The organism is Dyella marensis, assembly GCF_049532885.1.
Classification (GTDB): Bacteria; Pseudomonadota; Gammaproteobacteria; order Xanthomonadales; family Rhodanobacteraceae; genus Dyella_D; species Dyella_D marensis.
The window spans coordinates 208,506-220,967 of the sequence record NZ_CP064029.1; the positions used below are offsets into that span (position 1 = coordinate 208,506).

Consider the following 12,462-nt stretch of genomic DNA (forward strand, 5'->3'; position numbering starts at 1 on the left):
GGAGAGCATGTCGGGTCGCACGGCGCGCCGATCAAGCCCGGCGCGCCGTGCGGCGTCGATCACTTGGCCGGCTTCTTCGCCGCCGGGTGCCTGGCCTTGTCGATGATCCGCTGGACGGCGTCCCGGGTCATCGGGTGATAGCCGGACTTCGCCTTCGCATACACCTGCTCGGCGTAGGCCAGGCCTTCCGGCGTCTTGACGAAGGCGCGGTACAGCGGCGTGGTCAGGTACAGGCGGCCGATGCGCGTCATGTGCTCGGCGGCGGCGCTCCACACGGCCTTGTCGCCGGCGGCGATGGCGTGGCTGTACCAGCGCATGCCGATCTCGGCGTTCGGCGTGCCGGTGAGATGCCAGGCGGCGTCGAGCTGCTGCATTTTCTCCAGCGGCGCGACGTCGGGCATGCCGTCCAGGAAGTACATCCATTCCTGCGTGTTCCAGCCCCGGGCGTCGAGCTTGTCGGCCGCCAGCGAGCCGGCGAGGAAGCCGGCGCGTTCCTTGTCGATAGCGTCGAAGCGCGGCGAGACGGGCAGCGGCGCGTTCTTCGGAATGCCCGGCTCGTACACCCATTCCTTCACTTCGGCCCAGTCCATCTTGCCCGGGTTCTGGTCGAACAGATGGGCCTTCAGGTACTCCAGCATCTGTTCGGTGTCGATGCTCTGGAACGCGAAGTGGGCGAAATAGCCCTTGAGGTACGCATCGAAGGTGCTGCGGCCGAAGCGCTGCTCCAGCGTGCGCAGGAACCACGAACCCTTGGTGTAGGCCACGTCGGACAGCGTGTCGTCCGCGTCCACGCCGTGCGGTTCCGGCGCCAGCTTCTGCGAGTTCTGCGGCATCTCGCCGATATGCTTCTGCAGGTCGCGCGCGGACAGGAGCGCTTCCTCGTCGGCCAGCGTCTTGCCGTACACCGCTTCGGTGATGCGGCCCTGCACGTAGGTGGTGAAGCCTTCGTTGAGCCAGATGTCGCGCCACGCGGCGCTGGTCACCAGGTTGCCCGACCAGGAATGCGCCAGCTCATGCGAGACCAGCGAGACCAGGCTCTTGTCGCCCACCAGCACGGTCGGCGTGGCGAAGGTCATGTTCGGGTTTTCCATGCCGCCGAACGGGAAGGACGGCGGCAGCACCAGCAGGTCGTAGCGGCCCCACGCGTAGGGGCCGTAGAGCTGCTCGGTGGCCTTGATCAGCTTCTCGGTGTCCTCGAATTCCTTGGCGGCCTTGCCGACCACGCTGGGTTCGGCATACACGGCCGAGCGCGGGCCGGTTTCCTTCACGTCGATATCGCCGGCGGCGACGGCCAGCAGGTAGGACGGGATCGGGTGCGGCTGGTCGAAGCGGAAATCGCCGTCCAGCGCGTGCTTGGCGTCGTTGAGCGCGCTCATCGCCACGCGCACGTTCTTCGGCGCGCTGACATGCGCGCTGTAGGTGAAGCGGATCGCCGGCGAATCCTGCAGCGGCACCCACGAGCGCGCGTGGATGGATTCGGACTGCGAGAACATGAAGGGCGCTTTCTTGTCGGCCGTCTGCTCCGGCGTCAGCCACTGCAGGCCCGAGGCGGTGGGCGCGGTGACGTAGGCGATGCGCACCTGCGCCGGATGCTGCGGCGCCTGGATGGTGAGCTTGCTGCCGAGCTGCTTGTCGGCCGGCGCCAAGGCGTACTTCAGCGCGCTGGCCTTGCCGGCGGCATCCACCGCTTCCACCTTGGCGATCTTCAGGTCGCGCGTGTCCAGCACCAGCGCCTGCGCCTTGGCGTCTTTCCAGTCCAGCTTCAGCGTGGCCACGCCGTCGAGCTGCTTGTGCGGGAAGTCGATCTTCAGATCCAGGTCCAGGTGGGTGACGCGCACCTGGTCGGGCTGGGCGTAGGAATGGGGATCGGCGGCGTAGGCGGCCAGCGGCAGGCTGAAGGCGCCGATGGCGAAGGCGCTAAGGAGGCGCATGGGATGCTCCGGTCAACGGGAGCGCCGAGTATGCCATTGCCCCGGCGGGGCGGCCCGTACCGGGAGTACTGAGAGACGCCGGGTATAAACCGGGCAGCCTCCTCGTACAGACCCGCGCGTGGCTTGCGCTCAAGCCGGTGCGTGCGGATCGACCGTGTACGGGAACCGCTCGCCCAGGTGCGCGGGCTGCGCTTCCACGCGCGCCATCCATGCGCGCAGATGCGCGTAAGGCTGTAGCTCGAATCCCGCATCGCCTGCCAGCCTGGTATACGCAAAGAGCGAGATATCGGCGATGGTGTAGCGCTCGCCCGCGATGAAGGGACGGGCGGCCAGCCCCTCCGTTTCTTGCGATGTGTCAGCGCGATGTCAACCGCGGCCCGGTTCGCGCGTCATCCCTCTTTATGCCCATTGAGGGGTGACTGACGGTTGCATCTATGGCCCGGAGCTTTCGCCGCCGCCACGGCTTTCTCTTGCTGCTTTTGCAGCTGACGATTCTCGGCGCGGTCGCGCTGATTGCCAGCGACCTGCATGCCGAGCAGGCGCAGACCGCCAGCTATGCCGGCGCCTGGCGCCTCGACGACCGCAACAGCGACACCCCCGACACCGTGCAGGGCCTGCTGCGCGAAGCGGCGCGCGGCATGGCCGCGCCTGCGGCGGCTTCGTCGAGCGGCGCGCCGGCGCAAGGCGCGCGCAGCGGCGGTGGTCGCCGTGGTGGTGGCATGGGGCGCGGCGCGGGCGGTGGAGGTATGGGGAGCGGCGGCATGGGCGGAGGCGGCCATATGGGCGGCGGCCATGGCGGCCGCGGCGGCAAGAGCGCTTCCAGCGACGGCAGCAAGGACGACAAGGCCCAGGATTTCCGCGGCGACTACGCGCTGCCGCCCACGCTCGAACAGGACAACGTGCTGCTGGTGCAGCAGGACGCGCAAGCGGTGCAGGTCCGTTTCGCCAACGGGCAGAACATGGACGTACGCCTCGATGGACAGCGCCGCCAATCGCTGTCCGGCAACGCGATGGTCGCCGGCTTCCGCGAAGCCGACGGCCTGCGCGTATCGATCCAGTACGCCGACGGCTCGCAGCTCGAACAGCGGTGGCAGCTCGCGCCGAATGGCAAGCAGCTCACCGTGCTGGGCGAGTGGAGGGTGCCGGGGATGGCGCAGGCGGTGAATTTCAAGCGGAGCTACGTTGGTTTGCCTTAGCGCGTATCAACCCATGCGCTAACGTCATGGCAAGCCAGCCGGTGGCCATTGTTGCGCAGCATGCAAGACGCGAAGGATCGCGATGACGTTGCCGAGCTCCGCATAAACCACGACGTAGTTCGGGTGTACGACCATCTCTCGCGTGCCTGGCACACGGCCTGTGCGATAGAGCTTCGGTTGCGCAGGGAGCCCGGCTACCCGGGTCTCGATATCATCCTTGAGCCGTTGCGCGGCATCTGGGTTGTCGTCGGAGATGTAGTCAATGATGGCGAGCAAATCGGCTCGCGCTGTCTGTCGCCATTCAACGTCGGGCACGCCTTTTCCTCTCGATCAGCGCTTGAGCATCGTCCATGACTTGCTGGTGCGACGAGGGTGGTCGCTTATCTTCGAGAGCTTCGTGCACCTTGGCGCGGAACCATGCGTCATAGGCGTTCGAGTCGACCGTTAGGGCGGCCGGGAGACCACCTTCCTTGACGATACGAGTCAGCAGGATGCGTACGGCGTCGGAAACGGTGAGCCCGATGTCGGCGAGCTTCTCCGTGGCGATGGCCTTGAGTTCGTCATCAACGCGGACGTGGAGCATCGAAGTGTGAGCCATGGGGTTAGCTTTGAGGGACCGGGTAGGTCCATTTTGTATCTCATTTGAGATACGAGCAAGCCCCTCTCGCTTCGATGCGCTTAAGCAGCGTACCGATCCGCCAATCCGTCGGTAGCCCGCACCAGCACATCCACAATCTCCGTCTCATACGCCGCATGCCCGGCCGTCACCACGTGGAAATCCGCCTCCGGCCATGCTTCGGCCAGGTCGTATGCGTTCTTCACCGGGCAGATCAGGTCGTAGCGGCCATGCACGATGGTCGACGGAATGCGGCGGATCTTGTCCACGTCGCGCAGCAATTGCCCCGGCTCCAGGAACGCGCGATGGCGGAAGTAATGCACTTCGGCGCGCGCCTTGCTGATCGCCGATTCCTGCGTGCCCGCATCGGCCGGATCGTACGGGGTGTCGGCCAGCGCGATGCAGCTGCTTTCCCAGGCATCCCAGGCCAGCGCGGCGCTGAGGCGCACCTGCGGGTCGGCGTCGTCCAGGCGGCGCCAGTACGCTTCCACCATGTCGCCGCGTTCGGCTTCGGGGATGTGGGCGAGATAGCGGTTCCATTCCACCGGACGCACGAAGGCCGCGCCGCCGCCCAGTTCGTTGAACCAGCGGATTTCCTCGTCGCGCACCAGCCAGATGCCACGCAGCACGAGGCCCAGCGCGCGTTCCGGATGCGCCTGCGCATAGGCCAGCGCCAGCGTCGAACCCCAGGAGCCGCCGAACACCACCCAGCGCTCGATGCCCAGCGCCTCGCGGATGGTTTCGATATCGGCCACCAGATGCCAGGTGGTGTTGTCGCGCAATTCCGCGAACGGCGTGGAGCGGCCGGCGCCGCGCTGGTCGAACAGCACGATGCGGTAGCGCTGCGGATCGAAGAAGCGGCGGTGGTACGGCGACACGCCGGCGCCCGGGCCGCCGTGCAGGAAGATCACCGGCAAGCCGTCGGGGTTGCCGCATTCCTCCACGAACAAGGTGTGCAGGCCGTCCACCGCGATGCGCTGGGTCTGGTACGGCTCGATCTGGGGATACAGCTCGCGCATGCGCTTGGCTCCTTGGCAACCGCGCGAGCATAACCCGCGCGATCGCCGGGCATTCAACCCAGCGTGGCGTTGGCCGCGTTGCGCATCGCCTGCGTGATCGGCCGGTTGGCATGCGAGGTCTGCAGCACCACCAGGGTGGTGGTGCTGATGCTCGGATGGATCTTCAGCAACCGGTCCAGCACGTTTTCCAGGTGCGGCACCGACATCGCCACCACGCGCAGCAGCGCGGAATCCTCGCCGGCCAGGCGGCGGCAGTCGAGTACCTCGGGGATGCCGGCGACCAGGGCGCCGACGCGGGCGCAGGTGCCGCCGTCGCAGCGCAGGCGGATCATCGCCTCCATGTCGTAGCCGAGCCGGCGCGGATCGACCTGGGCGCGGTAGCCGGTGATCACGCCGGCTTCCTCCAGGCGCTTGACCCGCTCGGCCACGGCCGGCGCGGAGAGCCGCACTTTGCGGCCCAGCTCGGCGTAGCCCAGGCGGGCGTCCTGCTGCAGGGCTTCCAGGATCTGCCAGTCCTTGGTGTCCCAGGTAGGTTTCGATTCGAAGGTAAGAGCGTTCATGGAATGGTTCGATCGTTGGCGAAACATGCCCATCCTACGCTGATTCATCATTCCGGGGCGGCCGGCGCCGATCTACGATTTCCACTAGTTTCCGCCCCAGGAACCATCCCCATGAGCACCCCGGAACGCCTCGACGGGCGCGCCCTGACCTATATCGGCATCGCCCTGCTTACCTGGTCCTCGGCGTATGCCGCGATCGCCCACGCGCTGGGTTCGTTCACCCCGGGCGAAGTGGCTTTCGCGCGCTTGGGCATCGGCGCGCTGTGCTTCGCCGCCCTGCTGCTGTTCAAGCGCGTGCCGCTGCCGGCGCGCAAGGACTGGCCGCAGCTGGCGGTGCTCGGCGTGCTGGGCCTGACCGCCTACCACTTCTGCCTCAACACCGCCGAAACCCGCGTCGCCAGCGGCACGGCGGCGATCATCATCTCGCTGATCCCGGCCGCCACCGCGGCGCTGTCCGCGGTGTGGCTGCGCGAGCGGCTGTCGGCGCGCACGCTCACCGGCTTAGGCATCGCCCTGATCGGCGTGGTGGTGGTGGTGCTGGCCAGCGGCAAGGGCGTGAAGTTCGAGCCGATGGCGGCGCTGGTGCTGGTCAGCGTGGTCTGTTCGGCGGTGCTGTTCGTGGGCCAGAAGCCGCTGTTCGCGCGCAACAGCATGCTGGGCGTCACCGGCTTCACCTTCTTCGCCGGCGCGCTGGCCGCGCTGCCGCTGGGCCTGGGCTTGCCGCATGCGCTGGCGCATGCGCCGATGGCGCATATCGGCTCGCTGCTGTGGCTGGGCATCGCGCCCACCTTCATCGGCTATATCGCGTGGAACGCGGCGCTGCAGCGTGCTTCCGCTTCGCAGGTGAGCAGCTTCATCTACTTCTCGCCACCGATCGCGGTGCTGATCGGCTGGGTCTGGCTGGGCGAGCGCCCGGCGCTGCTCACCGTGGTGGGCGGTGCGATCACCGTCGGCGGCGTGATCCTGGCCAATGCGCGCAAGCGCCCGGCGGCGCCGGCGTCCACCGCGTCGATGGCGGCCACGCCGGCCAAGCCGTGCTGAGGCGCGCATGACGCTGATCGCCCTGGCCGAGGCCGCCGGCCAGCTGCCGCAGGCATGGAAGTCGCACGTGCTGGCGCGTTTCGGCGGCGCCCGTCTGAAAGTGCTGCGGATGGACCCGTCGTCGTATCCGGACGAATGCCACGACTACCCGGAAGGCCTGCTGGTACTCGACGGGCAGATGCTGCTGGAGATCGGCGGCGCCGTGGTGCGCGTCGGTGCCGGCGAGCTGTACGTGGTGCCGGCGGGCGTGCCGCATGCGGTGGCGGCGGGGAGCCATGGCACCTTGGTGATCATCGATACCTGAGTTGGCGGCCGATGATCGGACCGATCTGACTCAGGGCCCGTAGGCCATCCGGCGGCTGTCCATTGGTGTCACGACCACATCCACGCGGTAGCGCAAGCGCCAGGGCGTCCACGGATTCGCGCAATGCCTCGGCTTGAGTTGTTTTTCGCCAGAGGGGAAATCGAACGATTCCGAAAGTACGTGCCGAGGGTTGCTGCGCGGCACGTAGGCGCTTGCCGACCCTTGCGGCTGCCATTCCCCAGCCTTCCGGCTTAGGCTTGGCGCTCAAGTCCACGCCGCATGGGGAGAGGCCGGCATGTACACCCTCTACATCGCCAACAAGAACTACTCGTCCTGGTCGATGCGCCCCTGGCTGCTGCTGCACGAGCTGGGCATTCCTTTCGAGGAGCGGCTGGTGCGCTTCGAAGGCAACCATAACTGGGCGAACTTCCGCCGCTTCGCGCCGAACGGCAAGGTGCCGTGCCTGCACGACGGCGACACGGTGCTGTGGGATTCGATGGGGATCGCCGAATACCTGGCCGAGCGGCATCCGGGCGTGTGGCCGGAGGATCCGGCCGCGCGCGCCTGGGCCCGCTGTGCGGCGGCGGAGATGCATGCCGGTTTCGGCGCGCTGCGCGAGCACGCCTCGATGAGCTGCGGCATCCGCGTGCGGCTGTTCCATCAGCCGGAAGCGTTGAAGGCGGATCTGGCCCGGCTGGATGAGCTATGGACGGAAGGGTTGCAGCGTTTCGGCGGGCCGTTCCTTGCCGGTGCGCGCTTCAGCGCCGTCGATGCGTTCTACGCGCCGGTGGTGTATCGCATCCAGACCTACGACCTGCCGGTGTCCGCGGCAACAGCCGCTTATGCGGAACGCCTGCGCGCCTTGCCTTCCTGCCGCCGCTGGTACGAAGAGGCGTTGCGCGAACCGTGGCGCGATACCGATCACGAGGACCACACCCATCTCGCCGGCGAGTGGCTGGAAGACCTTCGAACCGGTAGTTGATTCGCTTATTTCCTGGTAAGCCCAAGCGAGGCCATGGCCTGCACCGGTGCATCCGGCGAGACGGCGGTGGTCAGGGTGAACAGCAACTCGCTGTTGTCGCCGGGGCGCGACCACGTATAGCTCAGCGTGTGGATCGGACCGGTTGGCGACATCGCGTGTTCGTCCTTGTCCGCGGCGGAGGTAAGTGGCGGCGGGCTTGTGGATACAAGATTCCGGAAGCCCTTTTCCACGGCCACGTCATCCGCGTGCTGCGCGAACACTGCACAGATGCCGTCATCACGCAGCGACACCACGAAACGGCCCTGGCCCGGCCCGCGTTGCGGCCAGGCCTTGCCAGGCATACCCCCGAGGAAGAAACCCGCGGTGGAGGCGGGCAGTTCCGGCGTCTTGGCCGCCTCGAATTCCGCCTTCAGCGTGTCGGGCTTGCTGTAGTGCTTCATGCACGTTTCCGCGTAGAGCTTGACGAAAAAAGCCGCCGCATCGCCGTCCTGGGCGAGCGCGGGCGCGGTAACGAGCAGCAGGGCGAAACCGATCGACAGGATACGCATGGCGGTCCGGGGTGGTTGGCGCGTGCGCGCATTCTGCCGCAAGCGCGTGACGGAAGCGTCAGGCGGGCTGGGTGGTTGTCTGCGCCGCGCGGCGTGCCTGCCAGCGTGCCAAGGCCACCAGCGCCAACGCCACGGCGATGAAGAACAGCAGCACCAGCAGCGCATTCATCACCACCTGCGCATAGCCCAGGCTGGTGACGTCCAGGAAGGGATAGGGATACCAGCCGTTCACCGCGCCGCGTGCCAGCGCATAGGCGAAATAGGCGACCGGATAACCCTGCCAGGCGATGATCTGCCGCCAGGCCAGCGAGGCCTTCGGCACCGCGAACCACCAATACGCAAGGAAGGCCAGCGGCATGGCGTCGTGCAGCGTGGCGTCGGCGAACAGCTGCCAGCCCTGCGGATGCCACAGCTGCCGCAGCATCACGTTATAGACCGCGCTGACCACCACGATGCTCATCGCCACCGCCGTGCAGGTGCCGGGGCGATGGAAGAAGCGGGTGAACGCTCCGCGCGGTCCGAGCGCGCCGGCGGTGAAGGCCAGCGCCACCAGGATATTGGTCAGGATCGTGTAGAAGCCGAAGAAGATCCACGTGCCGGCCAGCGCCCCTTGTCCGTTCGCCATGGTCAACTGGATCGACAACAGCCACTGCAGGATCAGCGCGAACCACCCCAGCGCGGCGGCCGCGGCGGCGAACAGGCGAAAGCGTGTGGACATGCCGGCTCCGGAAGCGATCAGGCGCCGGCCACCGCCTGTTGGCGCAGTGCGCGGCGCCGGCCGGCGGCAGCATACAGCCGCACCATGACAGGAATGCCCAGCAGCAGGAAATTGTTCCAGCCCGGCGCGTACCACGCGGCGATCAGCGACAGGGCGGCGGTCGTCGGCAGGCCCCAGGAGCGCCAGCGCGCGGCTTCGACTTCCGCGGTGGGCACGTCGGTGCGCACGTGCGGCGAGCGCAGCGCCATGTTGAAGAGGCGACGCTGCAACAGGCCAGCCGCCAGCAAGGTGCCCGAATAAATCAGCTCCGGCACGCGCGCCCGCGGATTGGAACTCATCAAGGCGGTGGCAAAGGGCATGAAGGCCACCGTCATCAGCAACAGCAGGTTCGGCCACATGATCTTCGGGCTGTAGTCGTGCAGCAATCCGAATACGCGGTGATGCGCCATCCACAACAGGCCGATCACCAGGAAGCTCAGCATGAAACCCAGCAGGCTCCCGCGCAGCTCGCCCAGCGCCTGCCAGTACGACGCATCGTCGATGGCGCCGACGTGCGGCACGTGCACCTCGATGATCAGCAGGGTGATGGCGATGGCGAAGACGGCGTCGGAAAAGAAAGTGAGGCGTTCGAGTTGCGAGGCGTTGTTGCTCATGCGGTGCGGCTCCCCTGGATCGGGCGGGATGCTGCGGGAGAGCGGGGGCGTTGTCTAGCGAAGCGGGCCTTCGGGCAGCCACGGCTCAGACGTGTACGAGCCGGTGCGATCTATCTCAATGAATTTAATCGATATTTGGGAGTGTTCGTGATTCCTTGCCGTGCCCGGCCGCCCTAAGATGGGAACCGAGGGATTCATGCAGGATAAGCTTGATAAGGAGAATAAGATGGGGCACCATGCTTATGCGGCCGTGTACCCCATGGCTGGAAGGAGACGCGACATGAGCATCCATGGCCACGTGGCGATCATGGAAATTCCGGCCGATGGCGACGTTCGTTTCGGCAGCCGGCCGCTGGCATCCTTCATCCGCTCCGCGGGAGCCGCGTCGCCAGGCCTCGGCAGGCCGGACTCCAAAGGCGTGCTCCGGGTGTTCCGTCCCGACAGCGATGCCGACTGGTTGAGCAGGACCGAGATCGCCGAGCTGGAGAAGCTGGCCAGAAAGCTGCTGGAGGCCACCCGCCGCATGGACGCGTTCGATCAGCCGGCAGCCGCCGGCAAGTCGCCCAGGCTTCGCCAGGACAGGAGCCCGCAGGCAGTCCGCTACTTCGAACTGTTCGCCGACCAGGCCGTGCAGGAAGTGCGCGCCACCGAGCTTGCGGAGCGGGCAAGCCGCATGCTGAAGCGTGCGGATCAGGCCGGCTCGTCGTCCGGCGTGCTGTTCGAGATCGAACAGTACGATCCCAGCGCCACGCTGCGTTCGCTGTTCGAAGGTTTCAGCCGGAGCTTCCGTGCCGCGACAGCCATCGAAGCCGAAACCAGCCCTGTCGCGATCAGCGCACCGGCGCGGACACCCGTCCAGGCTTCGGCCGCGCTGCGCGACCAGCTGCTCGGCCTGGGCTGGCCGACCTCGGCGGAGGTCGGCGAAAGCCATGGCAGCAAGGCCGGCAACAAGGGCCAGTGGGCGAAGGACCGCCGCGACCGCGGCGAGCTGTTCGGCGTCTGGTCCGCCAACGAGCGCACGTTCCGCCATCCGACGTTCCAGTTCGACGAGACCGGGGCGATCCGGCCCTTCGTCAAGGAGCTGCTGGCCGCCTTGTCGGCGAATCCGGACTTCACCCCCGAAGCGGACAAGGGCGGCTGGCGCCGCGCCTTCTGGCTGCATGGCCCGACGCTGGCTCTCGCCGGCGCGAACGGCGCGGCGCGTGCGCCCGCGGACGTCTTCGCCACCGAGCCCGCCGCAGTGATCGAGGCCGCTCGCGCCATGACGGGGGCGGACACGCATGACGCATGGTGAGGACGCACTGCTCGAGCGGATCGCTTTCGACACGATGCCCGCGACGATCTACGCACGCGTGCATCCGGCGCGGCTGCAGGACGGCAGTCCGGTCGATCCGCTGAGCGCGAATCCGCGCTCCACCGCGCGCATGGCCATTCAACCGGCGCTGGTGGCCAGGGCTCCGGCGCTAGGCATGTTCTACGCGGCGACCACGTCGGCGGGTGCGCTGTTCGAGGCGCTGCTGCGCCATGCCGCCATCTATCCGAAGCGCCAGGTCTATCTTCCTCGGCACAAATTACGGGGGCAGTGCCTTGCGCTGGTGGAGCTGCGCCGTCCACTGGACATCATTCCCTTGGGGCTGCCGGATCGGCGCATCGTGGTGCCGGACCCGGATTCGTGGCGCGAGGGGCGCTGGCGCGAGCTGATCAGTACCGCCGACCATCGCGATACCCACGCGGCGGCGCTGGCCGTCTACGAGCAGGTGCGGGCGGCGGGCTTCGAGCATGGCGGGCTGAGCTGGCCGTCGATCCAGGCGCCGCATGCCGTGGTCTATCTGCTTTACGAGCCGCCGTTTCAGCGCGAGGACTGGTCGCTGATCCAGGTCATCGCACTCGATACGCCGCAAGGCGAGGCTTTCATTGCCGATGCGCTGGCCCATGCGGGATACGCGTGGCTGGCCGATCCGGCCGGCGGCGACTACGAACCGGAGCCGGGTGCGATCTGAACAGGCACGCACCATCCGGCGTCCTGACGCCTGTCATATCTTCCCGATGACGCCGGCGATTGGGGCGCGTCCCGCCGGCATGATGAGATACGCAGCATCACCGATGCGGCGGCCCTGCCCGAAGCGAATGCTCCGCGTAAGTCGCAGGCTTTCTGTTGTGGGCCGCCATGGCGCATGGTGAAGCTGGACCTCTCCACCCAGTGGCAGCGCCATCGCTGCCAGGGCCGCAGAGCCAAGGGGAACATCTGCAGATCAACCGTCACTGCGCGAGCCACGCCGGCTTCGCGCAGCCGATGGCAGCCATCGTTCGATCGACAATCACCAGGAAGGGGAAGGCGGCATGGGCTTTTGGGGCGCGATGATCATGAGTTTCTGGGGCACGGTGTTCGCCGTCGCCGGCATCGTCCAGCTCGACAGCGCGCGCAGTCCGTACCTGGCGATACCGGTAGCGGTGTTCGCGGTGTATGCGCGCAGCGTGCATCGGGCCATTTCCAGGGAAGGGCAGATCCGCAAGCTCACGCAGCGTGCCGAGAAGGTGGTGCAGTGGGCCACGATCGGCGAGGGCGTCGGCATCCTGATCGCGATCAACGTGGCCAATAACCTCGGTCATCCGGAACTGAAGCTCGCGGCGATTGCGCTGGTCGCCGGCCTGCACTTCCTGCCGATGGCGTATGGCATTCCGTTCCGGCAGTTCTACGTGCTCGGCGCAGCGCTGGTGTTCACCTCGATCCTGGGCATGTGCATGCCGCAGCCGATGGGCAATGCGTTTGCGGTGTTCATGGCTTGCGTGGGGCTGTGGATCGCGGCGCTGTTTGCGATGCGGCGCGAGCTGCGCGGCGCCTTGCCCGCACCGGCGAATCCGTAAGGGCTGGCTGTCGTCGATGTGAATCCGTT

General features: G+C 67.2%; 16 protein-coding genes. 7 read left to right on the forward strand and 9 right to left on the reverse strand.

The window, feature by feature from the left end; all coding sequences use genetic code 11:
- Positions 1 to 59 precede the first annotated feature (59 nt).
- Positions 60 to 1,931: a M1 family metallopeptidase gene (locus tag ISN75_RS00830; RefSeq protein ID WP_343819226.1), complete on the reverse strand. Its 1,872-nt coding sequence runs from the start codon at positions 1,929 to 1,931 to the stop codon at positions 60 to 62.
- Positions 1,932 to 2,060: 129 nt separating this feature from the next.
- The gene (locus ISN75_RS00835) at positions 2,061 to 2,264 is read right to left on the reverse strand and encodes a glutathione binding-like protein (protein ID WP_343819308.1); all 204 of its coding nucleotides are present in this window, start codon (positions 2,262 to 2,264) and stop codon (positions 2,061 to 2,063) included.
- A 101-nt stretch (positions 2,265 to 2,365) separates the two neighbouring features.
- On the opposite strand from ISN75_RS00835, the gene ISN75_RS00840 reads away from it, so the two are divergent.
- A complete protein-coding gene (locus ISN75_RS00840) occupies positions 2,366 to 3,127 on the forward strand; it encodes a hypothetical protein (protein WP_343819225.1) in 762 nt (253 codons plus the stop codon).
- Between the two features lie 24 nt (positions 3,128 to 3,151).
- On the opposite strand, the gene ISN75_RS00845 is transcribed toward ISN75_RS00840, so the two are convergent.
- The 4 genes from ISN75_RS00845 to ISN75_RS00860 form a co-directional block, all read right to left on the reverse strand.
- The gene (locus ISN75_RS00845; protein WP_343819224.1) at positions 3,152 to 3,442 is read right to left on the reverse strand and encodes a type II toxin-antitoxin system RelE/ParE family toxin; all 291 of its coding nucleotides are present in this window, start codon (positions 3,440 to 3,442) and stop codon (positions 3,152 to 3,154) included.
- Positions 3,429 to 3,725 (reverse strand): type II toxin-antitoxin system RelB/DinJ family antitoxin, encoded by a 297-nt coding sequence (locus tag ISN75_RS00850; RefSeq protein WP_168648911.1) that lies wholly within the window; start codon positions 3,723 to 3,725, stop codon positions 3,429 to 3,431. The genes ISN75_RS00845 and ISN75_RS00850 overlap by 14 nt, the downstream gene beginning before the upstream one ends.
- A gap of 80 nt (positions 3,726 to 3,805) precedes the next feature.
- Positions 3,806 to 4,762, reverse strand: a complete 957-nt coding sequence (gene pip / locus ISN75_RS00855) for a prolyl aminopeptidase (protein WP_168648910.1) — start codon at positions 4,760 to 4,762, stop codon at positions 3,806 to 3,808.
- A gap of 53 nt (positions 4,763 to 4,815) precedes the next feature.
- Complete coding sequence (locus ISN75_RS00860; protein ID WP_167255062.1) at positions 4,816 to 5,322, reverse strand: Lrp/AsnC family transcriptional regulator; 507 nt, start codon at positions 5,320 to 5,322, stop codon at positions 4,816 to 4,818.
- A gap of 111 nt (positions 5,323 to 5,433) precedes the next feature.
- Here ISN75_RS00860 and ISN75_RS00865 point away from each other — a divergent pair, with 111 nt between their 5' ends.
- From ISN75_RS00865 to ISN75_RS00875, 3 genes are all read left to right on the forward strand, one after another.
- The gene (locus tag ISN75_RS00865; protein WP_343819223.1) at positions 5,434 to 6,363 is read left to right on the forward strand and encodes a DMT family transporter; all 930 of its coding nucleotides are present in this window, start codon (positions 5,434 to 5,436) and stop codon (positions 6,361 to 6,363) included.
- Positions 6,364 to 6,370: 7 nt separating this feature from the next.
- Complete coding sequence (locus ISN75_RS00870; protein WP_343819222.1) at positions 6,371 to 6,667, forward strand: cupin domain-containing protein; 297 nt, start codon at positions 6,371 to 6,373, stop codon at positions 6,665 to 6,667.
- 295 nt (positions 6,668 to 6,962) lie between these two features.
- Positions 6,963 to 7,649, forward strand: a complete 687-nt coding sequence (locus tag ISN75_RS00875; protein ID WP_343819221.1) for a glutathione S-transferase family protein — start codon at positions 6,963 to 6,965, stop codon at positions 7,647 to 7,649.
- 5 nt (positions 7,650 to 7,654) lie between these two features.
- Here the strand turns inward: ISN75_RS00875 and ISN75_RS00880 are convergent, their stop codons facing one another.
- The 3 genes from ISN75_RS00880 to ISN75_RS00890 are packed head-to-tail and all read right to left on the reverse strand — an operon-like array spanning position 7,655 to position 9,568.
- A complete protein-coding gene (locus tag ISN75_RS00880) occupies positions 7,655 to 8,197 on the reverse strand; it encodes an NMCC_0638 family (lipo)protein (protein ID WP_343819220.1) in 543 nt (180 codons plus the stop codon).
- 58 nt (positions 8,198 to 8,255) lie between these two features.
- Positions 8,256 to 8,915 carry a Pr6Pr family membrane protein gene (locus ISN75_RS00885; protein ID WP_167255072.1) on the reverse strand — a complete coding sequence of 220 codons (660 nt, stop codon included), beginning with the start codon at positions 8,913 to 8,915 and terminating at the stop codon, positions 8,256 to 8,258.
- A 17-nt stretch (positions 8,916 to 8,932) separates the two neighbouring features.
- Entirely contained in the window at positions 8,933 to 9,568 is a 636-nt protein-coding gene (locus ISN75_RS00890) for a TMEM175 family protein (protein WP_167255074.1), read from the reverse strand.
- 307 nt (positions 9,569 to 9,875) lie between these two features.
- Here ISN75_RS00890 and ISN75_RS00895 point away from each other — a divergent pair, with 307 nt between their 5' ends.
- The 3 genes from ISN75_RS00895 to ISN75_RS00905 all read left to right on the forward strand — a co-directional run bounded on the left by ISN75_RS00895 (position 9,876) and on the right by ISN75_RS00905 (position 12,433).
- Positions 9,876 to 10,862, forward strand: a complete 987-nt coding sequence (locus ISN75_RS00895; RefSeq protein ID WP_423385117.1) for a hypothetical protein — start codon at positions 9,876 to 9,878, stop codon at positions 10,860 to 10,862.
- Positions 10,849 to 11,568, forward strand: a complete 720-nt coding sequence (locus tag ISN75_RS00900; protein ID WP_343819218.1) for an RES domain-containing protein — start codon at positions 10,849 to 10,851, stop codon at positions 11,566 to 11,568. The genes ISN75_RS00895 and ISN75_RS00900 overlap by 14 nt, the downstream gene beginning before the upstream one ends.
- Before the next feature lie 340 nt (positions 11,569 to 11,908).
- Positions 11,909 to 12,433 (forward strand): hypothetical protein, encoded by a 525-nt coding sequence (locus ISN75_RS00905; protein ID WP_167255079.1) that lies wholly within the window; start codon positions 11,909 to 11,911, stop codon positions 12,431 to 12,433.
- The last annotated feature ends 29 nt before the right edge of the window (positions 12,434 to 12,462 follow it).

What these genes read in the sequence shown, in the direction of transcription:
- ISN75_RS00875 (WP_343819221.1), top strand. Translation starts at nt 6,963, where the DNA reads ATGTACACCCTCTACATCGCCAACAAGAACTACTCGTCCTGGTCGATG.
- ISN75_RS00865 (WP_343819223.1), top strand. Translation starts at nt 5,434, where the DNA reads ATGAGCACCCCGGAACGCCTCGACGGGCGCGCCCTGACCTATATCGGC.
- ISN75_RS00885 (WP_167255072.1), bottom strand. Translation starts at nt 8,915, where the DNA reads ATGTCCACACGCTTTCGCCTGTTCGCCGCCGCGGCCGCCGCGCTGGGG.
- ISN75_RS00880 (WP_343819220.1), bottom strand. Translation starts at nt 8,197, where the DNA reads ATGCGTATCCTGTCGATCGGTTTCGCCCTGCTGCTCGTTACCGCGCCC.
- ISN75_RS00870 (WP_343819222.1), top strand. Translation starts at nt 6,371, where the DNA reads ATGACGCTGATCGCCCTGGCCGAGGCCGCCGGCCAGCTGCCGCAGGCA.
- ISN75_RS00895 (WP_423385117.1), top strand. Translation starts at nt 9,876, where the DNA reads ATGGAAATTCCGGCCGATGGCGACGTTCGTTTCGGCAGCCGGCCGCTG.
- ISN75_RS00840 (WP_343819225.1), top strand. Translation starts at nt 2,366, where the DNA reads ATGGCCCGGAGCTTTCGCCGCCGCCACGGCTTTCTCTTGCTGCTTTTG.
- ISN75_RS00900 (WP_343819218.1), top strand. Translation starts at nt 10,849, where the DNA reads ATGACGCATGGTGAGGACGCACTGCTCGAGCGGATCGCTTTCGACACG.
- pip (WP_168648910.1), bottom strand. Translation starts at nt 4,762, where the DNA reads ATGCGCGAGCTGTATCCCCAGATCGAGCCGTACCAGACCCAGCGCATC.
- ISN75_RS00905 (WP_167255079.1), top strand. Translation starts at nt 11,909, where the DNA reads ATGGGCTTTTGGGGCGCGATGATCATGAGTTTCTGGGGCACGGTGTTC.
- ISN75_RS00830 (WP_343819226.1), bottom strand. Translation starts at nt 1,931, where the DNA reads ATGCGCCTCCTTAGCGCCTTCGCCATCGGCGCCTTCAGCCTGCCGCTG.
- ISN75_RS00860 (WP_167255062.1), bottom strand. Translation starts at nt 5,322, where the DNA reads ATGAACGCTCTTACCTTCGAATCGAAACCTACCTGGGACACCAAGGAC.
- ISN75_RS00850 (WP_168648911.1), bottom strand. Translation starts at nt 3,725, where the DNA reads ATGGCTCACACTTCGATGCTCCACGTCCGCGTTGATGACGAACTCAAG.
- ISN75_RS00890 (WP_167255074.1), bottom strand. Translation starts at nt 9,568, where the DNA reads ATGAGCAACAACGCCTCGCAACTCGAACGCCTCACTTTCTTTTCCGAC.